The 23,275-nt window shown below is 67.1% G+C and carries 21 protein-coding genes; 8 read left to right on the plus strand and 13 right to left on the minus strand.

Annotated features, from left to right (window positions below):
• Nucleotides 1-19 precede the first annotated feature (19 nt).
• On the minus strand, nt 20-1,474 hold the full coding sequence (locus AC5RU7_RS07120) for a Gfo/Idh/MocA family oxidoreductase (protein WP_494051682.1): 1,455 nt from the start codon (nt 1,472-1,474) through the stop codon (nt 20-22).
• Nucleotides 1,475-1,841: 367 nt separating this feature from the next.
• Here AC5RU7_RS07120 and AC5RU7_RS07125 point away from each other — a divergent pair, with 367 nt between their 5' ends.
• Complete coding sequence (locus AC5RU7_RS07125) at nt 1,842-2,876, plus strand: LacI family DNA-binding transcriptional regulator (RefSeq protein ID WP_494051683.1); 1,035 nt, start codon at nt 1,842-1,844, stop codon at nt 2,874-2,876.
• Between the two features lie 6 nt (nt 2,877-2,882).
• Here the strand turns inward: AC5RU7_RS07125 and AC5RU7_RS07130 are convergent, their stop codons facing one another.
• On the minus strand, nt 2,883-3,569 hold the full coding sequence (locus AC5RU7_RS07130) for a FadR/GntR family transcriptional regulator (protein ID WP_494051684.1): 687 nt from the start codon (nt 3,567-3,569) through the stop codon (nt 2,883-2,885).
• 99 nt (nt 3,570-3,668) lie between these two features.
• Between AC5RU7_RS07130 and AC5RU7_RS07135 the strand changes: the two genes are divergently transcribed.
• Nucleotides 3,669-5,006 carry an alpha-hydroxy acid oxidase gene (locus AC5RU7_RS07135; protein ID WP_494051685.1) on the plus strand — a complete coding sequence of 446 codons (1,338 nt, stop codon included), beginning with the start codon at nt 3,669-3,671 and terminating at the stop codon, nt 5,004-5,006.
• A gap of 4 nt (nt 5,007-5,010) precedes the next feature.
• Here the strand turns inward: AC5RU7_RS07135 and AC5RU7_RS07140 are convergent, their stop codons facing one another.
• Entirely contained in the window at nt 5,011-5,565 is a 555-nt protein-coding gene (locus AC5RU7_RS07140) for an ArsR/SmtB family transcription factor (protein ID WP_494051686.1), read from the minus strand.
• Nucleotides 5,566-5,722: 157 nt separating this feature from the next.
• Nucleotides 5,723-6,934 (minus strand): acetoin utilization protein AcuC, encoded by a 1,212-nt coding sequence (locus AC5RU7_RS07145; protein WP_494051687.1) that lies wholly within the window; start codon nt 6,932-6,934, stop codon nt 5,723-5,725.
• 104 nt (nt 6,935-7,038) lie between these two features.
• Between AC5RU7_RS07145 and AC5RU7_RS07150 the strand changes: the two genes are divergently transcribed.
• Together AC5RU7_RS07150 and AC5RU7_RS07155 are read left to right on the plus strand one after the other, a co-directional pair.
• Nucleotides 7,039-8,472: a TrkH family potassium uptake protein gene (locus tag AC5RU7_RS07150; RefSeq protein ID WP_494009963.1), complete on the plus strand. Its 1,434-nt coding sequence runs from the start codon at nt 7,039-7,041 to the stop codon at nt 8,470-8,472.
• 40 nt (nt 8,473-8,512) lie between these two features.
• The gene (locus AC5RU7_RS07155; RefSeq protein WP_494010357.1) at nt 8,513-9,151 is read left to right on the plus strand and encodes a potassium channel family protein; all 639 of its coding nucleotides are present in this window, start codon (nt 8,513-8,515) and stop codon (nt 9,149-9,151) included.
• 77 nt (nt 9,152-9,228) lie between these two features.
• Here AC5RU7_RS07155 and proC read toward each other — a convergent pair whose 3' ends face one another.
• From proC to AC5RU7_RS07180, 5 genes are all read right to left on the minus strand, one after another.
• Nucleotides 9,229-10,062 carry a pyrroline-5-carboxylate reductase gene (proC, locus tag AC5RU7_RS07160; protein ID WP_494051688.1) on the minus strand — a complete coding sequence of 278 codons (834 nt, stop codon included), beginning with the start codon at nt 10,060-10,062 and terminating at the stop codon, nt 9,229-9,231.
• A gap of 304 nt (nt 10,063-10,366) precedes the next feature.
• Nucleotides 10,367-11,356, minus strand: a complete 990-nt coding sequence (locus tag AC5RU7_RS07165; RefSeq protein WP_494051689.1) for a Ppx/GppA phosphatase family protein — start codon at nt 11,354-11,356, stop codon at nt 10,367-10,369.
• Nucleotides 11,357-11,426: 70 nt separating this feature from the next.
• On the minus strand, nt 11,427-11,879 hold the full coding sequence (locus tag AC5RU7_RS07170) for an SseB family protein (RefSeq protein WP_494051690.1): 453 nt from the start codon (nt 11,877-11,879) through the stop codon (nt 11,427-11,429).
• Between the two features lie 73 nt (nt 11,880-11,952).
• Nucleotides 11,953-14,679, minus strand: coding sequence for a type I DNA topoisomerase (gene topA, locus AC5RU7_RS07175; protein WP_494051691.1), 2,727 nt, complete (start codon nt 14,677-14,679; stop codon nt 11,953-11,955).
• A gap of 123 nt (nt 14,680-14,802) precedes the next feature.
• Complete coding sequence (locus AC5RU7_RS07180) at nt 14,803-16,455, minus strand: DUF7059 domain-containing protein (protein WP_494051692.1); 1,653 nt, start codon at nt 16,453-16,455, stop codon at nt 14,803-14,805.
• Between the two features lie 84 nt (nt 16,456-16,539).
• Between AC5RU7_RS07180 and AC5RU7_RS07185 the strand changes: the two genes are divergently transcribed.
• Together AC5RU7_RS07185 and AC5RU7_RS07190 are read left to right on the plus strand one after the other, a co-directional pair.
• Entirely contained in the window at nt 16,540-17,028 is a 489-nt protein-coding gene (locus AC5RU7_RS07185; protein ID WP_494051693.1) for a DUF6023 family protein, read from the plus strand.
• Nucleotides 17,029-17,077: 49 nt separating this feature from the next.
• Nucleotides 17,078-17,647: a DUF6023 family protein gene (locus AC5RU7_RS07190; RefSeq protein ID WP_494051694.1), complete on the plus strand. Its 570-nt coding sequence runs from the start codon at nt 17,078-17,080 to the stop codon at nt 17,645-17,647.
• Between the two features lie 50 nt (nt 17,648-17,697).
• On the opposite strand, the gene trhO is transcribed toward AC5RU7_RS07190, so the two are convergent.
• Nucleotides 17,698-18,591 carry an oxygen-dependent tRNA uridine(34) hydroxylase TrhO gene (gene trhO / locus AC5RU7_RS07195; protein WP_494051695.1) on the minus strand — a complete coding sequence of 298 codons (894 nt, stop codon included), beginning with the start codon at nt 18,589-18,591 and terminating at the stop codon, nt 17,698-17,700.
• 142 nt (nt 18,592-18,733) lie between these two features.
• On the opposite strand from trhO, the gene AC5RU7_RS07200 reads away from it, so the two are divergent.
• Together AC5RU7_RS07200 and AC5RU7_RS07205 are read left to right on the plus strand one after the other, a co-directional pair.
• On the plus strand, nt 18,734-19,426 hold the full coding sequence (locus AC5RU7_RS07200; RefSeq protein ID WP_494009954.1) for a GNAT family N-acetyltransferase: 693 nt from the start codon (nt 18,734-18,736) through the stop codon (nt 19,424-19,426).
• An 86-nt stretch (nt 19,427-19,512) separates the two neighbouring features.
• Complete coding sequence (locus AC5RU7_RS07205; RefSeq protein ID WP_494051696.1) at nt 19,513-21,954, plus strand: DEAD/DEAH box helicase; 2,442 nt, start codon at nt 19,513-19,515, stop codon at nt 21,952-21,954.
• On the opposite strand, the gene AC5RU7_RS07210 is transcribed toward AC5RU7_RS07205, so the two are convergent.
• The 3 genes from AC5RU7_RS07210 to AC5RU7_RS07220 form a co-directional block, all read right to left on the minus strand.
• Nucleotides 21,951-22,403, minus strand: a complete 453-nt coding sequence (locus AC5RU7_RS07210; RefSeq protein WP_494051697.1) for an Rv3654c family TadE-like protein — start codon at nt 22,401-22,403, stop codon at nt 21,951-21,953. The genes AC5RU7_RS07205 and AC5RU7_RS07210 overlap by 4 nt on opposite strands.
• Nucleotides 22,400-22,789: a TadE family type IV pilus minor pilin gene (locus AC5RU7_RS07215; RefSeq protein WP_494051698.1), complete on the minus strand. Its 390-nt coding sequence runs from the start codon at nt 22,787-22,789 to the stop codon at nt 22,400-22,402. The genes AC5RU7_RS07210 and AC5RU7_RS07215 overlap by 4 nt, the downstream gene beginning before the upstream one ends.
• Before the next feature lie 116 nt (nt 22,790-22,905).
• Entirely contained in the window at nt 22,906-23,253 is a 348-nt protein-coding gene (locus tag AC5RU7_RS07220) for a DUF4244 domain-containing protein (RefSeq protein WP_494051699.1), read from the minus strand.
• Nucleotides 23,254-23,275: the final 22 nt, after the last annotated feature.

Below are 23,275 nucleotides of genomic sequence, written 5' to 3' on the forward strand. Positions count from 1 at the left end.
CTAACGTTCAGGGCAGGGGCTAGGCGCCGCGGCGGAGGTCGACGCCGAGGTCCAGGTCCTCGATGCGTACGGGCAGGGATGACTCAAGGGACCGGTTGCCGGCGATGCCCACCGATACGGAGCGCAGTCCGTCCAGGTAGCCCGACGGACGGCCCAGCGGGTCCTCGCCCGGGCCGTTGAAGAGGTCCGAGAGCAGAAGTTCGTCACCGCCGCCGTGGCCGCCTTCGCCGTTGACGATCGGCACCTCGTAGGCTGCCTCCCAGTGGCGCTGGACCACCAGGCGTTCGCCGTTCCGGCGGATGGCGTCGTCTTCCTCGATGGGGGTTGCGCTGGGGTCCACCACCGTCTTCTTGTCGGTGCTGGACGTGACGGCGGCACGTTCCACCACTTCCAGTTCGGCCCGTCCCTCGGTGCCGTTGACTGCCACCCGGTAGCCCTCCCAGGGGCTGTGGGCATTCAGTGAGTAGCTCAGGCGCGGGCCGCCCTGGTACTCCACCACCAGGGCGAGGTTGTCCTCGATGGTGATGCCGCCGGTGAAGACGTCCTGGTCGCGGCGGTAGCCGTCGTAGTGCTCGTTGTCCAGGAAGAGGGCCTTCAGCCGCTCGTCCTCACGCAGGTCAAGCGTGAACGGATCCTTCTCGGTGGCGGCCGGCGCATCGGCGTCGGGGGTGCCGCGTTCCGGGCGGGGGCCCAGGCCGCGCTCCGCCGCGTTCTTGTCGCCATAAAACTTCAGTCCGCCCGAGGCGAAGACACGCTCGGGAACGTCGTCAATCCACCAGTTAACAAGGTCGAAGTGGTGCGAGGCCTTGTGGATCAGCAGGCCGCCGGAGTTCTTCTTCTCCCGGTGCCAGCGGCGGAAGTAGTCGGCGCCGTGGACGGTGTCCAGGACCCAGCTGAAGTCGATGGAGGTGACCTTGCCGATCACGCCGCTCTGGATGATCTCCCTGAGGGCGCTGTTGCGCGGCGAATAGCGGTAGTTGAACGTGACCACCACGTTGCGGCCGGTCTCCTGCACTGCTTTGGTGATGCGGCGGCAGCCCTCGGCGTCAATGGTGAGCGGCTTTTCCACCACCACGTCCGCGCCTGCCCGGAGTGCTTCCACAATGTAGTCGGCGTGGGTGTAGTCCGGCGTGGTCACCACCACGCGGTCGATCTTGTTGGCCTGGATGAACGCGGTGAGCTCCGCGGGATCAAAGGAGGCAACCGGGCCCGGCGCACCCAGTTCCTGGATCAGCTGCTGGTAGAACTCCACCCGGCCGGGGTTGACGTCGGAGAAGGCCACCAGCTCCGCCGTCGAGGCGTAATTGCCGAAGATTGCGCGGATGTACATTTCCGAACGCCCACCAGTGCCGATCAGGGCGATGCGGGCCCTGCCGCCGTTCCCCGGAGCGGCGGCTGCTGCGGTGGCGGTGCCGGGGGCAGCGCCGGCATTGGAGACCGTGGCTGCTGAACTCGGCTCGGCTGTGTTGACCATGTGGGTCCCTTTCAAAGGCTCAAGATGCGGCCGTTTTCACCGGCCGTTCCGGGGAGGTGGCCGGCAGACTGCTGCACCGGCTGAGAAAGCGTTTTCTCGATTCGCTATATGATTTGTATCAACAGCAGCCGCGATCCGTCAACCATTCTGGCCGTTGAAAGAAAGCGGTTTCTACCCCCCTTTGCTAAGCGGCGCCAGCGACTGCCGGGAAAAACGCTGGGAAAACATGGGAAAAGGATAGAAATCGTTTTCCCGCTGCGTTATATGCTGTCACTCAGGACACCGCCACCAGACGGCCGGGCACTGCGGCCATCCGCCGCAGAACGGCTCAAGGCCAACAGGCCTGTGGCGCTAAGGAAGGGTCGCTATGGTCAGGAAGTCTGCATCCGGCAGGATCGGCATCGCGGATGTCGCCGCGAAGGCGGGGGTTTCGCATGCCACGGTGTCCCGTGTCATGAACGGCAACTTCACGGTGGACCCCGATATTGCCGCCCGCGTCAGGGCCGCTGCGGCAGAGCTGAAGTACCAGCCCAACCCGGTCGGCCGAAGCCTTGCCCTGGGCAAGACGGACACCATCGGGATCGTGGTGCCGGACCTCGCCAACCCCACCTTCCAGGCCATCCTGCGGGGACTCAGCCGTGCCGCCGCCCAGGACGGCTACCGCGTCCTCATCGCCGATTCCTTCGAGGTCTCCAGCGAGGAGGCCATCCTGGCAGGCGAGGCCCGCCGTCGTTGTGACGGCCTGGTCCTCTGCGCACCCCGTATGACGGACGCCGAGCTGGAGGAGATCGCACCGTCTCTGCATCCCCTGGTCCTGATCAACCGCACCACCTCAACAGCGGGGGTTCCCAGCCTGGTGGTCGACTACGGCCAGGGCGTGCAGGACATCGCCGAACACCTGGTGGAACTGGGACACAGCCGCCTGGCGTTCCTCGCCGGGCCGCCCCGGAGTGCATCGAACGGGCTACGACTCCAGGGCCTGGAGTCCTTCAAGGCCGCCCACCCGGACGTGGAGGTCATCATGCTCGAAGGCGGCTCGGACTTCGATACGGGACACGGGGCTGTGGACGCCGTCCTGGACAGCGGCGCCACCGGAATCCTGGCCTTCAACGACCTGGTAGCCATGGGCCTGATGAGCGGCCTGCATGAGCGCGGGCTCGACGTGCCGAACGACATCTCCGTCACCGGCTTCGACGATATCCCTTTCGCCAAATACACGACGCCGGCCCTCACCACCGCCGCGGTCCCCATCACCGAACTGGGCGAGCAGGCCTGGCAGCAGCTGCGCGCGCTCATCCGCAAGGAGCAGAGCGACATCCCGGGCAGCCGGTACCAGCCCCGGCTGGAAGTGCGCGCCAGCACCGGCCCGGCCAAGGCCGCCCGCAGCACGGTCCACGGCTAAGCGCCCCTACGGGCGCAGCCCGGCTTCCTTGTAGTACCCCTCAATATGCGCGGCCACCAGCTTGGCCGCCAGCCCGCCGTCGTTGTTCCGGATCGCTGCCAGGATGCCGTGGTGCTCGTCCCGAAGCCGGGACACCGTGGTGGCCCAGTCCGGGAGGTTGGAGGTCAGCTCCGCCGCATACCCCTGGATGGACTCCCGGAGCGAGCCCATCATGGCGCTGACCACGGCGTTGCCCGCGGCATCCGCCAGGGCAAGGTGGAACCGCACGTCCAGGGCCAGGAACTCCGCCACCGGAAGGTCTTCCGCGGCCATGCCCTCAAGGAGCGCGGCGGCCTCGTCCAGCTCCGGGGCGTCGGGGCCCGCCTTCGCCACCGCCCAGGACTCCAGCAGCACGCGGGTCTCCACGATGTCCGCCACCGGCAGGTGCTGGGTGGCCACGTGCAGCCGCAGGGCGGAACCGAGTGCCGCCGTCGGATCTGAAATGACCACCGTCCCCGCCTCCGGTCCGGATCCCACGCCTGCCCGCACCACTCCCAAAGCTTCCAGGATCCTGATGGCCTCCCGGACGGACGTCCGGGAGACCTGCAGCTGTTCGGCAAGGCTGCGCTCCGCCGGCAGCCGGCCGCCCACGGCCAGCCGGCCCGCGGAAAGCTCATTCTCGATCCAGGACAGGACAAGCTGGTGGGTACGCATGCACCAATGGTAGTTGATGTGGTTGGACCACATAGCCTACAGTGTGGTTAGACCACAGAAGGTTCCAGAACCGGACCTGCCGGCCCAACAGAGGACGCCATGACCCACACCATCCAGCCCAACAATCCGGAGACAACCCCCGCGCCGGATGCCACGGACGTTCCCGCCGCACCGGCACAGACTCCCCCGGCGCCGTCGTCCGCCGTTCCCGCGGCCCTGAAGCGCCGCATCCCCAAGTACGCGGACCTCGCTCCCCTCATGCAGTTCAAGAAGCCGGAGTTCAGCAAGGAGGCCCGGCTCAAGCGCGCCAGCACCATCTGGGAGCTCCGGGAGATCGCCAAGCGCCGCACACCGCAGGCACCGTTCGACTACACGGACGGTGCGGCCGAAGAGGAGATCACGCTGCGCCGGGCCCGCCAGGCGTTCCTGGACATCGAGTTCCGCCCCGGCATCCTCCGCAACGTCTCCGCCGTCGACCTCAGCACCGAGATCCTGGGCAAGCCGTCACGGCTGCCCGTAGGCATCGCTCCCACCGGCTTCACCCGGATGATGCAGTCCGAGGGCGAGTACGCCGGTTCCCAGGCAGCCGAAGCGGCCGGCATCCCCTACACCCTCTCCACGATGGGCACGGCCTCCATCGAGGACGTGGCAGCAGCCGCCCCGAACGGCCGCAACTGGTTCCAGCTGTACCTGTGGACGGACCGTGACCGCTCGCTGGAACTGATCGAACGCGCTGCCAAGGCCGGCAACGACACCCTCATGGTCACCGTCGACACCGCCGTGGCCGGCGCCCGCCTCCGCGACGTCCGCAACGGCATGACCATCCCGCCGGCGCTGACCCTCAAGACCGTCCTGGACGCGTCCTACCGGCCGGCCTGGTGGTTCAACTTCCTGACCCACGAGCCGCTGACCTTCGCCTCGCTGTCCCGCTACACCGGCACGGTGGCGGACCTGATCAACTCGATGTTCGATCCCACCCTGACGTTCAAGGACCTCGACTGGCTGCGTGAAACCTGGAAGGGCAAGCTGGTGGTCAAGGGCATCCAGACCGTTGAGGACGCCCGGCGGGTGGTGGACCACGGCGCGGACGGGGTCGTACTGTCCAACCACGGCGGCCGCCAGCTGGACCGCGCGCCCATCCCGTTCCACCTGCTCCCGGAGGTCAAGCAGGCCTTCGCGGCGGACAACACGGACGCGGCCATCATGCTGGACACCGGCATCATGAGCGGCGCGGACATCGTTGCCTCGCTGGCCCTTGGCGCCGACTTCACCCTGATCGGCCGCGCCTACCTCTACGGCCTGATGGCCGGTGGCCGCGCCGGGGTGGACCGCACCTTGCAGATCCTTGAGAAGGACATGGCCCGCACCATGGCGCTGCTGGGTGTCAGCCGGATTTCCGAGCTCACGCCCGACCACGTCCGGCTGCTGGGGAAGTAGGCTGCTACTTCTTGCGCCCGAACTTCGGGAGGTTTGCCAGCAGGTCGGCCGCGCGGGTGGCCGCACGGCCAACGGTGCGTCCGATCTGCTGGGGGACGCTGTCATCACTGAGCGGGGCGGTGGTGCCGCCAGGGATGACGACGGCGGGACTCAGTTCCACGCCGTCGGGCGCCAGCACGCCTTCGGAGACGGCGCCCGCGGCTACGGCTTCCGGCGTCTCCCCGCCGGCGGCTGCTGTTTCGCGCGCTGCCGCGGTCTGCTGTGCGGCCTTTCCGGGTGCGCCGGCTGCCGCGGGAGACCCGACGTCGAACGTCTCAAGCCAGCTGGCGATGCCCTCAAGGGGCTTGCGGTTCAGCGCGTAGTAGCGCTTTTGGCCTTGCGCCCGCATGCTGACCAGCTGGGCCTCGCGCAGTACCTTCAGGTGCTTGGAAATGGTGGGCTGGCTTGCGGCCAGTTCCTCCACCAGTTCCCCCACGGCTTTGTCTCCGGAACGAAGGGACACCAGGATGTCCCGCCGGGTCGATTCCGCAATGACGGCAAATACGTCGTCTGTCACCATGCCTCCCACCCTAGCGACATATACGCCGAAAGGCATCAACTATTTCGCCCCCGGAGCCGCCCCTTGCCCGCTGCCCCGGCCGGTGCTAGAACAGAGCCTGGACGCCCTGCGGCGGGAGTGGTGTTCCAGACCGAGAAGACCGACGCCTGGTGCCGTCCTAGTCGAACCAGGGGTCCAGCCCGTGCAGCGGGAACACCGCCTTGCGGGTGGCCATGACGGTGCGGTCCACGGCATCGTTGGGGTCGAAACCCACCTCCCAGGACCGCCACCAGAGCTCCACGTCATCGCCCATCAGCCCGGGAGCAGCGGCCCCGAACTTGTCCTCCACGTAGTCCCGCCAGTCCTGGGGCACGGCCGCGCGCAGGGGGACGGGCCGCCCGGCGGCGATGGCCACCAGGTGGCTCCACGCCCGGGGAACCACGTCCAGGACGTTGTACCCGCCGCCGCCGGTGGCAATCCAGCGGCCGCCGCAGTGGCGTTCGGCGAGCTGCCCGACGGCGCTGGCCGCCTCCCGTTGGCCGTCCACGCTGAGATTGAGGTGCGTCAGCGGATCCGTCCGGTGGGAGTCGCAGCCGTGCTGGCTCACGATCACTTCCGGCCCGAAGGCGGCCACCAGCTGCGGCACCACCGCATAGAAGGCCCGGAGCCACCCGGCGTCGCCGGTTCCCGCGGGCAAGGAAAGGTTCACGGCCGTTCCCTCCGCCTGTGGACCGCCGATTTCGTTGGCGAACCCGGTCCCGGGAAACAGGGTAAGGCCGGACTCATGCAGTGAAATCGTCAGCACCCGGGGATCGCTCCAGAAGATGCTTTCCGTCCCGTCACCGTGGTGGGCATCGACGTCGATATACACCACCTTGCCGATGCCGCCGTCGAGCAGCCTCTGCACGGCGAGCGCGGCGTCGTTGTAGATGCAGAAGCCGCTGGCACGGTCACGGGCGGCATGATGCATGCCCCCGCCGAAGTTGACGGCATGCAGGGCCGAGCCGTCCAGGATCTGCGCGGCGCACAGCAGGGAGCCGCCAGCCAGCCGTGCGGCCGCCTCATGCATGCCCGCGAACGCTGGATCATCCTCGGTGCCCAGGCCGCGGGACTCGTCCGGCTCCCTAGGGTTCTCGCTGACCCGCCGCACGGCCGCCACGAACTCGGGCGCGTGCACCAGTTCGAGCTCGGCGTCGCTGGCCACCTCCGGAGGTTCCACGGAAACATGGTCCAGGTCGAACAGCCCCAGGCTCTGCGCCAGGCGGGCGGTGAGATCCATCCGCTCCGGCGCCATCGGGTGGCCCGGGCCAAAGTTGTAGGCGGTCATGTCAGGACCCCACGCCACCACCGTTGGCGGCGCGGGCTTGCTGAGACCGGGCAGGTATGTCATCAATCACAGGCTACCCGAGCACCGGCCCCGCCCGGCCCGGCCATTACGCGGGCATTAGTGGTTTACTACAGAGGGAATCAGATTCAACCGAGGAAAAGCCACACATGACGCAAAGCCAGTCGAGGCCACGGAATCCGGCCAGCTGGCATCCCGCAGCACAGGAGCGGGAAGGCCTCTGGATACTGACGCGGCTGCGCGACTTCATCGACGATATCGCCAACACCTCCCCCGCCCGGCTTGCCCTGACCGTCTTTGCCGCCGTCTGCCTTCTATTTACGTTCCTGCTCTCGCTGCCGGCCGCGTCGGCGGACGGGCAGTCCACTCCCCTGCATCAGGCCATGTTCACTGCGGTATCCGCTGTCTGCGTTACCGGCTTGACGGTGGTCACAACAGCCGTCCATTGGTCCTTTTTCGGCCAGCTGGTGATTCTGATCGGCGTGTTCATCGGCGGCCTGGGCACGCTGACGCTTGCGTCACTCCTCGCACTGATGGTGAGCAAGAGGCTCGGGGTCCGCGGCAAGATCATCGCGGCGGAATCGATGAATAACGCCGGACGCCTTGGTGAAGTAGGCGCCCTGTTGCGGATTGTCATCACCACGTCTGTGGTGATCGAAGCCGCCCTTGCCCTGGTCCTGATCCCCCGGTTCCTCGTGCTGGGCGAGAGTTTCTGGGGTGCGGTCTGGCATGGGTTCTTCTATGCCATCTCCTCGTTCAACAACGCAGGATTCACGGCCCATGCAGACGGCATCGTTCCCTTCGCCAGTGACTTGTGGATACTTGTTCCGATCATGGCTGGTGTATTTTTCGGCAGCCTCGGATTTCCGGTGGTTATGGTTCTGCTGCAGAACGGCCTGAACTGGAAAAAATGGAATCTGCATACCAAGCTGACCATTGAGGTTTCACTCATCCTCTTCGCAGCAGGAAGCATCCTTTGGGCGTTGATGGAGTGGGACAATGCCCGAACTATCGGGCTGCTCAGTTTCAGTGACAAGATCCTGAATTCCGTCTTCGCGTCAGTCCAGATCCGTTCCGGCGGCTTCAACCTGGTGGACCAAAACCAGCTGGAATCCACCACCATGCTGCTGACCGACGCTCTGATGTTTGCCGGAGGAGGGTCGGCATCTACGGCGGGCGGCATCAAGGTGACCACGATTGCCGTCATGTTCCTGGCCATTGCGGCCGAAGCCCGGGGCGACGCCGACGTGAAGGTCCACGGACGCACCATCCCGGAGGGTGCCATGCGGGTGGCCATTTCCGTTATCGTTGCGGGGGCAACCCTGGTTTCCGTTGGATCGTTCCTGTTGTTGTCAATCAGCGGTGAATCTTTGGACCGCGTCCTCTTTGAAGCCATCTCCGCTTTTGCCACCTGTGGCCTGAGCACGAACCTGAGCGCTGAGGTACCACCTGCCGGTGCTTACGTGCTGACAGCCTTGATGTTTATGGGACGTGTGGGAACAGTGACCCTCGCCGCAGCCCTTGCCCTGCGGCAACGCAGGCAGCTTTACCACTATCCGGAAGAGAGGCCCATCATTGGCTAGTTCCACAGAAGTCGGCAGGCGTCCCGCCCACAATGCCCCCGTGCTGGTGGTGGGGTTGGGACGCTTCGGCTCAGCGACTGCCGAGCAACTGGTCAAGCAGGGCCGGGAGGTCCTTGCCATCGAGCGCGACCGGAGCCTGGTGCAGAAGTGGGCCTCAACCCTCACACACGTGGTGGAGGCCGATGCCACGAACATCGACGCCCTCCGCCAACTTGGCGCGCAGGAATTCAGCTCCGCCGTCGTGGGCGTCGGCACGTCCATCGAGTCTTCGGTACTGATTACCGTCAACCTGGTGGACCTGGGCATCGAGCACCTGTGGGTTAAGGCCATCACGCCGTCGCACGGCAAGATCCTCACCCGCATCGGCGCCAACCACGTCATTTACCCCGAGGCCGACGCCGGCGTCCGCGCCGCGCACCTGGTGTCCGGCCGCATGCTCGACTTCATCGAGTTCGACGACGACTTCGCCATCGTGAAGATGTACCCGCCGCGCGAAACCGTGGGCTTCACCCTGGACGAGTCCAAGGTGCGCTCCAAGTACGGTGTGACGATCGTCGGGGTGAAGTCCCCGGGCGAGGACTTCACATACGCCCGCCCGGAAACCAAGGTGTCCTCCCGTGACATGCTGATCGTGTCCGGGCACGTGGACCTGCTGGAACGGTTCGCCGCCCGCCCCTGACCCTTCGCTTAGGGTTTTGTCCAGATATGGTGACTTCCAGGCCGCGGAAGCCTCCATATCTGGACAAAAGCTCCGGGTTAGCCGAGCTGGCGGGTGATCTCCGCTGCCCGGTCTGCCGCTGCGCGGGCGCCGGCGGCGATGATGGAGGGCATGCCCCGCTCATCAAACGTGGCGATGGCCCGCTCCGTGGTGCCCTTGGGGCTGGTGACCGCTTTGCGCAGGGCGGACGGGTCTGCGCCCGGCTCGGCGAGCATGAGCCCGGCGCCGGCCACAGTTTCGCGAGCCAGGAGCAGTGACAGTTCACGGTCCAGGCCCAGTTCCTCGCCGGCCGCGGCCATCGCCTCGGCGAGGTAGAACGCGTATGCGGGCCCTGAGCCGCTGATGGCCGAGAGGGCATCCACCTGCTCCTCGGGGACCTCGACGACGGTTCCTGTGCCCTGCAGGACGTCCTTGACCTTTTGCAGCTGTTCCGGGCTGCAGTTGGTTCCCGGCGACACGGACACGACCCCGCGGCCCAGCTTGGCCGGGGTGTTGGGCATGGTCCGGATGACCGGCTGGCCTGCCGGAAGGGCGGCCTCGAGCTGGGCGATGGACACGGCCGCCGCCACGCTCACCACCACGGTGTCCGGTGCCAGGGCTCCACTGATTTCCCGGGCGAGGTCGGTGATGCCTACCGGTTTGACGCCCAGGATGACCACGCCTGACCCCTTGGTGGCCTGCTTGTTGTTGTCCGGCTCCTCCTCGCCGGCGATGGCCGTGATCCCGTGGTACCGTTCGGCCAGTTCCGCGGCATGCTCAGCGCGCCGGACCGTGGCGACGATGTCCGCCGGATCCGTTCCTGCTTCCAGCAAGCCACTCAAGATGGCTTCGTTCATGGACCCACAGCCAAGGAAGGCGATTCGGTTGCTCATGGCTCCATCATTGCAGTTACGAATGGCCCGTGCCGATTCCTTACGCCACCATCTCCGGAACAGGGCACGTATTCACAGGTTGCTCCCATGTTCAGTGCAGGTAGCTCACATTTAGCGCCCCTACTGTGGTTATTACCTCATTGAGGGTGCGAGTGATGCGGCAGGCATGGGGATGCCTGCCAGGGCACCGGCGGCCGGCAACAGGTTTTCCCCCATTTTCCTGTTGCCGGCCCCGGTGTTTCCGCCTTTAAGCAGCCTTCCGGCGCCTTTAGCAGCCTCCGGCCCTGCTCCCACGGGCAGGCAACTACACGGCGGCCCGGACAGCCTGCGGCGGCGCAATGTGCGGCGCGGGCTCGAGCGGCCCGTCGAAGACCAGCTGGTCGAGCCGCCGGAGGATGAGGCCCTCACGCAGGGCCCAGGGACAGATCCGCAGTTTCTTGAATTTGAACAGCTCCAGTGCGGCTTCGGCAACCAGCGCGCCGGCCAGCAGCTGGTGGGCACGCGCTTCCGAGACACCCGGCAGGTGCAGCCGGTCCTCGGCCTTCATGGCGGAAATACGCTGGGCCCAGATGCCCAGGTCCGTTGCGTTGAGCTCGCGTTTGACGTAGGGACCGGCATCGCTGGGGGCTGCCCCGGCTATGCGGGCAAGTGACCGGAAGGTCTTCGACGTGCCGGCAACAACGTTCGCCCTGCCCAGGCTGTCGAACTCACGGACAGCCGGCTTCAGGGTGGCCCGGATGTAGCGCCGCAGTTCCTTGACGCTCTTGGCAGTGGGCGGATCATCGGCGAGCCAGTCACGGGTCAGCCTGCTGGCGCCGAGCGGCACCGAGGTGGCCAGCTCAGGCAGCTCATCCTGTCCGAAGGCCATTTCGAAGGAGCCGCCACCGATGTCCAGGTTCAAGATGGGCCCGGCGCCCCAGCCGTGCCAGCGCCGGACGGCGAAGAACGTCATGGACGCCTCCTCGCTGCCGCTGAGTTCCTGCAGCGTCACCGTGGTTTCATGCTTAACCCGGGCCAGCACCTCCGGCCCGTTGGTTGCTTCACGGATGGCGGAGGTACAGAAAGCCAGCAGGTCTTCGGCCTTGTGCCGGGCCGCGAACTCCCAGGCTTCCAGCACGAACTCCGTGAGCTCGTGCTGCCCGGCATCACTGATGCTGCCGTCCGCTTCCAGGTACTGGACCAGGGACAGGGGGCGCTTGTGCGAGGCAAAGGGAACCGGCCGCGCGCCAGGGTGGGCATCCACCAGCAGAAGATGGACAGTGTTGGACCCGATATCGAGGACGCCTAGCCGCATGGTGACATTATTCACCGGCGCGGGCGCCGTATTCCAACTGGGCACCGCGGTGCGCAGCCCGTTGACGTGCTCAGATGCCGGCAGGGTCCTCCGGGGCGCTGTCGGGAAGCTCGTCCGCGCGCTTGAAGTCGCGCTTGATGTTGGCCACGCCCTCCGGGTTAATTTCGAAGCCGTAGGCGGCGCCGGGGTTGATCACCATGCCCAGCTCCTCACCTATGTTGGCGATGATCGCTGCGCCCTGGGTGCCCAGTACGTTGGGTGCGGCATCCAGGTACTGCCGGTCCACCCGGCTCGGGTGTGAGAAGACGGCCAGGACGGGGTCACCCTCGGCATTGGCCAGGACCAGCGGCTCCACCTGGGAGTCCTCGCCCTCCACCGTGTCCGAGCTGATGATGTAGACCTCGCTGTTGAGGAAGGACAGGATGACGTCCACGGGACTCGCGTCCGGCTGTCCGCCCTTGGCGAGCTGCTCCTCGAGGTCGTTCAGCGGAGTGGGGTCGGCAATTGCAGGCTGTTCAGTCATCCCCCTACCCGATCACGTTCGGGTGCCCTGCGCAATTCCCCGCCCGTGGCCGGGCGGCTGCCCTGCCACCAGGCTACTTCTTCGCCGTGGCCTTCTTCTTGGCCGGCGCCTTCCGGGTGGCGGTGCGCTTGACCGGCCCCTTGGCACGCTTCTCGGCGAGGAGCTCCACAGCCTGTTCCCGCGTCAGTTCCTCCAGGGAGGTGGCGCGGGGAACAGTGATGTTGGTGATGCCGTCGGTGATGTAGGGCCCGAAGCGGCCCTCCTTCACTACGATGTTCTTCTCCGACACCGGGTCCGGGCCGAACTCCGCCAGCGGCGGCACGGCTGCACGGGCACCACGTTGCTTCGGCTGGGAGTAGATCTCCAGCGCCTGCTCCAGTGTGATGGTGAAGATTTCCTCTTCCGAGCCGATGGACCGGGAGTCTGTCCCCTTCTTCAGGTACGGGCCGAAGCGACCGTTCTGCACCGTGATGGGGTTGCCCTCGGCGTCCTCGCCCAGGAGCCGCGGCAGGCTCATGAGCTGCAGTGCCTCGTCCAGGGTCACCGACTCAACCGTCATGGACTTGAAGAGCGAGCCGGTGCGCGGCTTGGCCTTGACCGGTTTCTTGGGCGGCTTGGGCTTGCCGTTCTTGTAGTACTCGACGGGCTGGGCGGCGATCTGTTCCTCGGTCATCTCGGGGATGATTTCGGTGACATACGCGCCGTAGCGGCCGTTCTTGGCCACGATGGTGTGGCCGGTGTGGGGATCGGTGCCCAGCACGCGTTCCTCGGGGGCGGCGGTCTCCATCAGCTCGATGGCCTTGGCAGCCGTCAGTTCGTCCGGGGCAAGGTCCTCCGGGACGTTCGCGCGCGCCGATTCCACGATCTCCCCCGTCTTGGGGTCAACGGTAGCCGCGGAGCTCTCCAGGTACGGGCCGAACTTGCCCACCCGCAGGGTGATCTCGTCGGTGATTGGAATCGAGTTGATTTCCCGCGCGTCGATCTCGCCGAGGTTGTTGACGATGCTCAGCAGGCCGGGATCGGAATCCTCGCCGAAGTAGAAGTGGCGAAGCCAGGAAGCGCCCACGGCCTGGCCGTTGGCAATCTTGTCCAGGTCGCCTTCCATGTCGGCCGTGAACTCGTAGTCCACGTAGTCGCTGAAGTGCTGCTCCAGCAGGCGGATCACGGAGAACGCGATCCAGCTGGGTACCAGGGCGGAGCCCTGTTTCCGGACGTAGCCGCGGTCTTGGATGGTGGAGATGGTGGACGCGTAGGTGGACGGCCGGCCGATGCCCTTCTTTTCCAGCTCGGCGGTCAGCGACGCTTCGGTGTACCGCGGCGGCGGTGAGGTCTCGTGGCCCACGGCCACGATCTCCGAGGCCGTGAGGGCGTCGTCCTTGGCCACGTTGGGCAGGCGGCGGCCTTCGTCGGAGTCGTCGTCGCCGCGGGTCTCGTCCTTGCCCTCCTCATAGGCGGCGAGGAATCCGGGGAAGGTGATGACGGTGCCGGAAGCGGAGAACTCTGCGTCCCGGCCGTCCGATGCCACCGCACCGAGCCGGATGGTGGCCGTCGAACCCTTGGCGTCGGCCATCTGGGAGGCGACGGTCCGCTTCCAGATCAGCTCGTAGAGCCGGAACTCGTCGCCCGAGAGCTGCGAGGCAACCTGCGCCGGGGTCCGGAACGAGTCGCCGGCGGGACGGATGGCCTCGTGGGCTTCCTGCGCGTTCGCGGCCTTGTTGGAGTAGACCCGGGGCGAGCCCGGAATGTACTCGGGGCCGTACAGCTCCGACGCCTGCCGGCGGGCGGCGGTGATGGCCTCGTCGCTCAGCGCCGAGGAGTCCGTACGCATATAGGTGATGTAGCCGTTTTCATACAGCCGCTGTGCGATCTGCATGGTGCTCTTGGAGGAGAACCGCAGCTTGCGGCCTGCTTCCTGCTGCAGCGTGGAGGTGGTGAACGGCGCGGCGGGGCGCCGGGTGTACGGCTTGGTGTCCACTGAGCGGACGCGGAAGTCCGCGTCCTGGAGCCCGGCGGCCAGGGACGCCGCCAGTTCCTCGTTGAGGTGGGCGACGTTCTTGGAGACCAGGACGCCGTCGTCGTTGAAGTCACGGCCGGTGGCGACCTTTGCACCGTCCACGGCGGCGAGCTTGGCCTTGAAGGAGCCGGCGTCGGCGCCAAACTGGCCAGTGAGGTCCCAGTAGGACGCCGCCTTGAATGCCATGCGTTCGCGTTCGCGGTCCACCACCATGCGGGTGACAACGGACTGCACGCGGCCGGCCGACAGGCCGCGGGCCACCTTGCGCCACAGGACGGGAGAGATCTCGTAGCCGTAAAGGCGGTCCAGGATACGGCGGGTTTCCTGGGCGTCCACCAGTGCGGAGTCGACGTCGCGCAGGTTGCCCATGGCGCGCTGGATCGCTTCCTTGGTGATTTCGCCGAACGTCATCCGGTATACCGGGACCTTGGGCTTGAGTACTTCCAGCAGGTGCCACGCGATGGCTTCGCCCTCGCGGTCCCCATCGGTTGCGAGGTAGAGTTCGTCGGCGTCTTTGAGCGCCGCCTTGAGTTCAGTGACCTTTTTCTTCTTGTCCGCGGACACCACGTAGTAGGGCTTGAAGTCGTGCTCGATATCGACGGCGAACTTGCCTACCGAGGTTTTCTTCAGTTCTGCGGGAAGCTCCGACGGCTGCGGCAGGTCGCGGATGTGACCGATGGAGGCCTCGACAATGAAGCCCTCGCCCAGGTACTTGGCGATGGTCTTGCTCTTGGCCGGAGACTCCACAATCACGAGTTTCTTGCCGGTTTTGGCCTTGCTTGGCACGGTGCTCCTACAGAAAAAGGTTGCTGGGGCAGATGAGCCCATATTGGCCTAGTTCACCATATTTTGGACAATTGTGCGCATTCGGTGTGGAAAACCCTGCGGTGCGCAAAGGCTCCGGAAGGCTCAGCCGTGGGCCGGAACCAGGAAGCCGTCGCGGACCAGGTTTTCCACGTCGGCCAGCAGTGCGCTGCGGAAACTGCCGGCGTCGAATCCCGTGCCGTCGCCGGCCATGCCGCCACCCAGGAGCGCCTCCAGGGCGCCCGCGATCTGGCCGGCGGTCAGGTCGCCGTCGCAGGCCGAAACGAACCCGGCGAGCTCGGTGCTGAGCAGGTTGGTCCGCCGCAGCCCGGCCCCCTGGCGGAGCAGGATCACGCCCGGATGCTCCGCGCCGGGCCGCTGGTGCCGTTCCTCGGTGACGTCCTCCGCCACCAGCAGGTGAGTGTCCTCGAGCCTGTTGGCAGCGAGCCAGTCGCAGCGTTCGACGGCGGCGCCCAGGTGGGGACCGATGGGCTGCTCGATGGGGTAGGTGATTTCCTCGAAGCGACTGACGGTGGCCTGCCCGCCAGGCAGGGGACGGCGGAGCCAGACCATGCCGAAGCCGATCCCTTCCACGTTCCGGGACTCGAAGTCGCTAAGGTAGGCGGCGTAAGCATCCCGGTAATGCTGCCGGTCACGGCCTTCGGACGCGTCCTGCAGCCAGGTCTCGGCGTACTGCTCCGGGCTGACCTGCTCGCGCTGGATGAACCATGCGTCCGTGCCGGGCCGGACCCAGTTCCTGGGCCGTTCGTGCCACTCCGCGTCGGCTGTCACCTCCCAGTTGCCGAGCATCTGCGCCGTGCCGCCCGGCGCCAGCACGCCGGGCAGGTCCGCCACCAGCGAGGAAACGATGTCATCGCCCGGCAGCCCGCCGTCGCGGTAGGTGAACTGTCCCGCGGCGTCCTCTCCGGCGCGGCGGGGCGTGATGACGAAGGGCGGGTTTGACACCACCAGGTCAAATTCCTCGCCGGCTACCGGTTCCAGGAGCGACCCCAGGCGGAGGCTCACGCGGTCCTCGAACCGGGCCGGGTCCACGGAAAGGGGCTCGGCGTTGAGCAGGATGTTAAAACGGGTGAAGGCGAGCGCACGTTCTGAAATGTCCGTGGCCGTCACGTGCTCGCAGTGGTGCAGCAGGTGGAACGTCTGGATCCCGCACCCCGTGCCAAGGTCCAGAGCCCGCCTGGTGTGGCGGCGGATGGTGGTCTGCACCAGGGTGGTGGAGGCCTGCCCGATGCCCAGGACGTGGTCATGCCGGAGGACCCCCTCCTGCTGGTGGGCCGCGAGGTCGCTGGCCACCCACAGCTCGGCCCCGCCGCTTCCATCCTCATTCGCGTCCCAGCCGTAGGGGCGCAGGTCAGCCTTGGCTGCCAGCAGGGTGCTGCCGGACACCGGCTGCACCAGCCCCAGTTCCAGGAGGCCCCCGCTGCGGATGCCCGGGAGGGCGGCGTCCAGCACGTCCCGTTCCTGCGGTTCGGCCAGGAGCCAAAGACGGACGACGGCGGCAAGCGGCCGGGCACTTTCGTCCCCCCGGGCCGCGCGTTCGGTGGCCAGCAGGGCCGGGATGATCTGGTCCCTGTTGAGTGCCGCCGAGGCCGCGGGCCCAAGGAGCTGCGCGACGCCATCGAGGGTGTATCCGGTCCGGCGCAGGTCCGCTGCGAGGGCTGACAGCAGCTGGGGAAGGTCGCTGCGCGGGGCGTCGGGGATGCTGCCGGCGGAAAACTCGTATGGGGATCTAGGCACCGGTCAAGTTTAGTCCGGCGGTCCGGGCAGGGGCGGACGGGGTCTCGTACAAAGGGTGTCCTGTCCGCGGGGTAGCGTTGAAGCATGCCTTCTCCGCTGCCCCTCCTTCCGCGCGCCCGCCGCCGGGCTGCCGTCCCCTGCCGCCCGCTGAAGTCCGGAGGGCTGCTGCTGGCTGCCGTCATGCCCGCCGCGGCGCTTGCCCTGGCTGCTTGTTCCCCGGTGGTGTCGATAGAGAACGCGGACGTGCCGCAGTGGCAGGCCACTGCCCTGCCTTCCGCCGCGGGAGCCGTGCTGGCGGACGCCGGGAAGATTCTGAACCGGGACCACATCGTGCAGGAAGCGTCCAGCGTTCCGGCCGGACGCTACACTCTGACGGCCACCTGCGAAGGCGGCGGAAAAGCCTTCTTCGCGCTATCACTTAACGGCACCCAGGTGGTGGACGCCGGGGCGGCCTGCAACGGCAGCCGGGAAGTCACCAGGATCACGTTGCCCGAGCCCGGCACGGTGGAGGTCAGCACCTCCAGCGTGGATGCCCCGCTCATCTACGCCTACAATTTGGTGCCCGCCCGATAGCGGTCCTTTCGCTCTGGCCCGCCGGGCCTTGCGGGCTTAGAGTCGGACTATGCCCACCGTGCGGAGGCTCTCCGCGCCCCTTTCCGGAGGGACAGCACGGGCACCGCTGGCGCGGAAGCCGGCGGCCGCCGTCGTCCTGGGCCTTGTGCTGGCAGCCGGGATGGCATTGGGCGGCTGTGAATACACGTACGACGACGGCCGGGACTGGTCGGGCGTCCCGGCGGAACCTTCCGTTACTCCTGCTCCGGCCTTCACCCGCGATGCACTGCGGCGCGACCCCGTGCCGGAAGGGGAACTGGAGGCGTGGGTGGAGCGGACCTTGCCCGACCCCCCGCAGCCGGTGGTCCATGCAGGGGCCGGGCTCCTTGCCGCCGCGGAAGTGCGGACGGAAACCACCCCGGTGCTGGAAACCGGCACCTACGCTCTGGCCCTGGCCTGCCGGAGCCAGCGGCGGGTCGATTTCGTTGTCCGCAGTGATGCGCTGACCCTGGTGGACCTGGGGCTGAGATGCGGGGTCAACCGGGAGAACGTCATCTACCTCTCCGCCGAGACTTCCTTGAGCATCACGGTGGAAGCCAGGACCGGCGCCAACTTTGCCTACCGGGTGCGGCGGCTGTGAGGGCGGCTTGTACCTGGCCAGCCCTGCAGCCGACCGGCTGAAGTTGTGCCTCAGGCGGCGCAGCCCTCGGGGCAGCGCAGTGTTTCGGGACTTGCGGCGCATTCGGCGCAGTACAGCGTGAGGGTGCGGCAGCTGGGGTTGGAGCAGTTCTCGAACTTGCTGGTGGGCGCGGAGCAGCGCGTGCATTGGCCGATGGTCTTGGCGTCTTCGCTGAACTCGAGGTGCATGCGCTTGTCGAAGACGTACAGGGAGCCTTCCCAGAGGCCCTGGTCCTTGAAGGTTTCGCCGTAGCGGACGATGCCGCCGTCCAGCTGGTAGACCTCTTTGAAGCCGCGGTTCACCATCAGGCTCGAAAGCACCTCGCAGCGGATGCCGCCGGTGCAGTAGGTCACCACCGGCTTGTCCTTCAGGGCGTCGTACTTACCGGAGTCCAGTTCCTTGATGAAGTCATGGGTGGTGGCGACGTCCGGGACCACGGCGTCCTTGAACCGGCCGATCTGGGCCTCAAAGGCGTTCCGGCCGTCGAAGAAGACCACCTCTTCGCCGTCCTGTTTCCGGGCGTCCACCAGCTGGTGCAGCTCTTCGGGCTTAAGGTGCTTGCCGCCGCCCACCACACCGTTTTCATCCACCTTGAGCTCGCCGGGTGCGCCGAAGGAGACGATCTCGTCGCGAACCTTGACGCTGAGCCTTGGAAAGTCCTCCGCGCCGCCGTCGGACCATTTGACGTCGATGCCGCGGAAGCCCTTGTATTCCCTTGTGGTTTTGACGTATTGCTTTACCGCGCCGATCTCGCCGCCCACGGTGGCGTTGATGCCGTCCTTGGAGATGATGATGCGCCCGGTCAGGCCCAGCTTCTCGCAGAGGGCACGCTGCCAGAGACGCACTGCGTCCGGGTCAGCGATGGGGGTAAAGCCGTAGAAGAGCACGATTCGGTTCAAAGCCACGTATTTAAGGGTACCGGCTGGGGTCCGGGCACTTGCCCCGTTGGGCTGGCCCCGAGCACCCGTACCGGCGTCCGGAACCTCCTCCATCACAATTGCGTAAGCACCCTGTTGCTGGCGTTCAGGCTGGAATAGTGTTCATGCCATGAGTCCGGAAACCATGATTGAAGACATCACTGGCCTTCTTGAAGTGTGGGTGGCGGGCTGGGCCGGCTGCCGCGGGTACCAGACATCCACAGAGGGCCGTTTCCCCGCTGCACTCCGGGCGGACACGAGCGGCGAATGGGAATACTTCGCGTCCGACCCCACTGACGACGAATTCGCCGCCCTGGCTGCCAAAACCGCAGAGGTTCCGCCCCGCGTCCTGACGATCCTCACCAATGACATCCCCCGCTACGCAGCCATGGCCGGCAGGCACGGGCTAAACGTCACCTCGGATAGCCAGACCATGATGATCGTTGACATGGAGACGCAGGATGCCGAGGATCCCTGGCTTTCCGACGACGACCTGACCTTCTCCGCAACCGAGCAGAACGGAGTCCACTACGCGGAGGTGCGATCCGGCGATGCGCTGGCCGCGAGCGGCCGGGTGTTTGTGGTGGGGGACACCGCCGTGTTCGACAAGATCATTACCGAGCCGGGGTTCCAGCGCCGCGGACTGGGCAGTTTCATCATGCGGGCCCTCGCCGCGCAGGCATTCGAGCACGATGTCACCACGGGGCTGCTGCTGGCATCCGTTGACGGCCAGAAGCTCTACTCGCATCTGGGCTGGAGCACGGTCTCGCGCGTGCTGATGCTGTCCGCATCCCACGACGGTTCGGATCTGTCCCTGAGCTGACCGTTCCCTCCTCTTTGACCCGCAGCCCCGGTTCGCCCTTGGGGGAACCGGGGCTGCCGTTTCCCCGCGGGTGAAACAATGTTGGGGTGAACCCCCATGACTCCCTGATTCCCATGCTGGGCCGCGGCCCGGATCCGGAACAGCTCCGTCATGTCCGCACCCTGCCGGCGCGCGCGGCGGTCCACGCACCATGGCCGGACTGGGTCCATCCGGACCTGGTGGACGCCTACACTTCCCTGGGCATCCGGGAGCCCTACCGGCACCAGGTGGAAGCCGCCGGGATCGCGCACGGCGGCGGCCATGTGGTGGTGGCCACCGGCACCGCTTCGGGGAAGTCGCTGGCTTACCAGCTGCCAGCGCTGGATGCCATCCACCGGTCTGAACTGCGTGTCCTCGCAGATCCGGGAAAGATCCACGACGACGGTGCCGTCACCCTGTACCTCTCCCCCACCAAGGCGCTGGCCGCCGACCAGCTGAACGCCATCCGCGCCCTGAAGCTTCCCACCGTCCGGGCAGAGACGTACGACGGCGACACCGACCCCGCCTCCCGGCGCTGGATCCGCGACCATGCGAACTTCATCCTGGCCAACCCGGACATGCTTCATTTCGGCATCCTTCCCAACCATGCCTGGTGGGCGGGGTTCTTCCGCCGGCTGCGCTATGTGATCGTCGACGAAGCCCACAGCTACCGGGGCGTGTTCGGGTCCCATGTGGCCAACCTGATGCGGCGGCTGCGTCGCATCTGCGCTTATTACGGAGCCGGCACCTCCTTCCCCGAACCCGTGTTCATAGCTGCCTCGGCAACGGCTTCCGACCCCGATGCCTCCTTCTCCCGGCTGATCGGCGCCCCGGTACAGGCCGTTTCCCGCGACTGTTCACCCCACGGCGCCACCACGGTGGCCTTCTGGGAACCGGCCCTGAGCGAAGTCAGGGGCGAGAACGGTGCGAAGGAACGGCGGACAGCCGTGGCCGAAACAGCCGACCTGCTCGCCAATCTGGTGTCCGCACAGGTGCGGACCATCGCCTTCATCAAATCGCGCCGCGGCGCGGAGACCATCTCCACCATCACCAAGCGCCTCCTGGACGAGGTGGACCCCAGCCTCCCGCAGCGGGTGGCCGCCTACCGCTCGGGGTACCTCCCGGAGGAACGCCGCGCCGTGGAAAGAGCCCTCCGCTCCGGCCAGCTCCTGGGCGTGTCCAGCACCTCGGCTCTGGAGCTGGGCATCGACATTTCTGGCCTGGACGCGGTCCTGGTGGCGGGCTGGCCCGGAACCAGGGCCTCCCTGTTCCAGCAGATCGGGCGTGCCGGCAGGGCCGGCCAGGAGGCGATCGCCGCCTTCGTGGCCAGCGACGACCCCCTGGACACCTTCCTTGTGAACCACCCGGAAGCGATTTTCGACGTGTCCGTGGAGGCCACGGTCTTTGACCCCTCCAATCCCTATGTGCTCGGCCCGCACCTGTGCGCTGCGGCCGCCGAACTCCCCCTGGGTCCTGGGGAACTGGACCTGTTCGGCGGAACGGCAGGGGCACTCCTGGACAAGCTCGTGGCGCAGGGCTACCTCCGCCGCAGGCCCGCGGGCTGGTTCTGGACCCATGCCCAGAGCGCTGCGGCGATGGTCAACCTCCGGGCGGACGGCGGCGGGCCGGTAAGCATCGTGGACGCGGACACTGGTTCCCTGCTGGGCACCATGGATTCGCCACAGACTCATTACCAGGCGCACAACGGCGCGGTGTACATCCACCAGGGCGACAGCTACGTGGTGGAGGACCTGAACGAGGAGGACCACTGCGTGGTGGTGCGCCGGGCCAACCCGGACTACTACACCACCGCCCGGGACGTCACCCAGATTGAGGTGCTGGAGACCCATCGCACCATGCAGTGGGGCGACATCACCGTCCACTTCGGCGACGTCAAGGTCACCACGCAGGTGGTTTCCTTCCAGCGCAAGGTCCTGATTTCCAACGAGATCCTGGGTGAGGAACCGCTGGACCTCGGAGCCCGGGACCTCTTTACCAAAGCCGTGTGGTTCGTGGTGGACAACAGGTCGCTCACGGCCGCCGGCCTCATCGAAGCCCAGTTCCCGGGTGCGCTGCACGCGGCCGAGCACGCCGCGATCGGGCTCCTGCCGCTGGTGGCGTCGAGCGACCGGTGGGACATCGGAGGCGTCTCCACGGCCCTGCATGCCGACACCGGGGTGCCCACCATTTTTGTCTATGACGGTCACCCCGGCGGGGCCGGCTTTGCCGAGCGGGGTTTCGACAAGGCAAAGGTGTGGCTGGCCGCCACCCGGGATGCAATCAAGGCCTGCGAGTGCGACTCCGGCTGTCCGTCCTGCGTGCAGTCGCCCAAGTGCGGAAACAAGAACAACCCGCTGGACAAGGACGCCGCCGTCACACTGTTGGACGTTCTGCTGAGGGAGGCCACGGAGCAGCCGGAGACCACCGGGCAGCCGGACGCCGCAGGGCCACAGGAGGCGACCGGGCAGCAGGGCATCGGCGAACCAAGCGCCGGCTCACGGCGCGCCTAGGGAATCCCACCGGGTGGAGGTCCTGCCCGGGAATGGCCGCTGGCCGGACCCAGAATGGACCCGGCCAGCTGCGTCCGGACCTCTAGTGTCTGGCCCGGGCCCGCCACGCAGCTGACGACCACCGCTGCGTGGCGGGCGGCCACCGCCGCCGCTACTGCACAGGGTTGGCCGTCGGCCAGGCCGCGGAGCGCATCGGCACCGGCAAGGGCAGCGAGGTCCGCGGCAGATGCCGCCCTGCTGGCCAGCACCGCCGATTGGGCCAGCAGCATCACCATGGCCGCGACGAGCAGGACCACCAGCGCCAGGCCGGCGGCAAGGACCGTCCCGGAGCCCCGCTCGGCCTGGTCGTCAGGGGGCGCAACGAGCGGCGCAATGAGGCCGCTGCCGCGCCGCCTGGAAGTACTCCGGCGGCCAGGCGCCGGCCCGTTGCGCGCGTGAGCCTCCGTCACCTGGTCCCCCTCCAGTCAGTCAGTCCACCGGCTGAGGATGCTGGGGGCGCTTCGCTGCGCGTGGAGGCGCGGGCGGTCAGGATCCAAGGAATCCAGGAGCCCAGCGGCCCGGCCACACGGTCCGTGACAGTGATGCTGTACCAGCCGCCCTCCGCTGCGACCGCGGCTGCTGCCGTGCTGCCGGCCAGTGTCCTGACGGTTCTCTCGACCCTGGCGGGATCATCGCCCCTCGCCAACGCCCGCGCACCGGCCCGCGCCCCTTCCTCGATCCGCAGCTGGGTTGCCCCTGCCGCAGCCCCCGCCAGGAGCATGGCCAGCAGGGCCAGCACCGCGGGAAGCGCCACGGCGAACTCGGCAGTGACCGCGCCGCGTCCCGCGTTCGACATGCTGCTTCCGTGTCCGGGCCCGCGCTTGCAGTGTCCCCCGGTGCCGGCTTCCCGGCCTTCCGGGCAGCAGGGAACGGTCCGGGTTGTCCGGTGCTGGAGCGCGGCCGGCGCAGCGGTCACGGCAGTGCCAGCGCGGTGCGGATCAGGGTCAGCAGGAAGCCGCGGACCTCGTCGCTGCGGAGGATGAAGACAAGGAGGCCCGCCAAGCCAACCGCAGCAAGTGTGGCGATGGCGTATTCGGCGGTGGCCATGCCCGCCTCCGAACCCATCAGCCTGATGGTTCCGCTGTGCTTCCGGGGCAGGCGTGCGCCTGGGTGGAGCTCCACAACGTTGGCTGGCAGGATGCTGCCGGTGTTCATCCGTGCCCTGCGGGACCTGTTGCCTTCCCGGTCCGGAGCGGCCGGACGGAACGCGGCAGGTCCGGCATGTCCGGCGTAGTACCGGCGGTGGTGGTTCATGGACATGTGGTGTTTCCTTTCCTGGGGC

The sequence above is a fragment of the Arthrobacter sp. K410C genome (assembly GCF_059090105.1).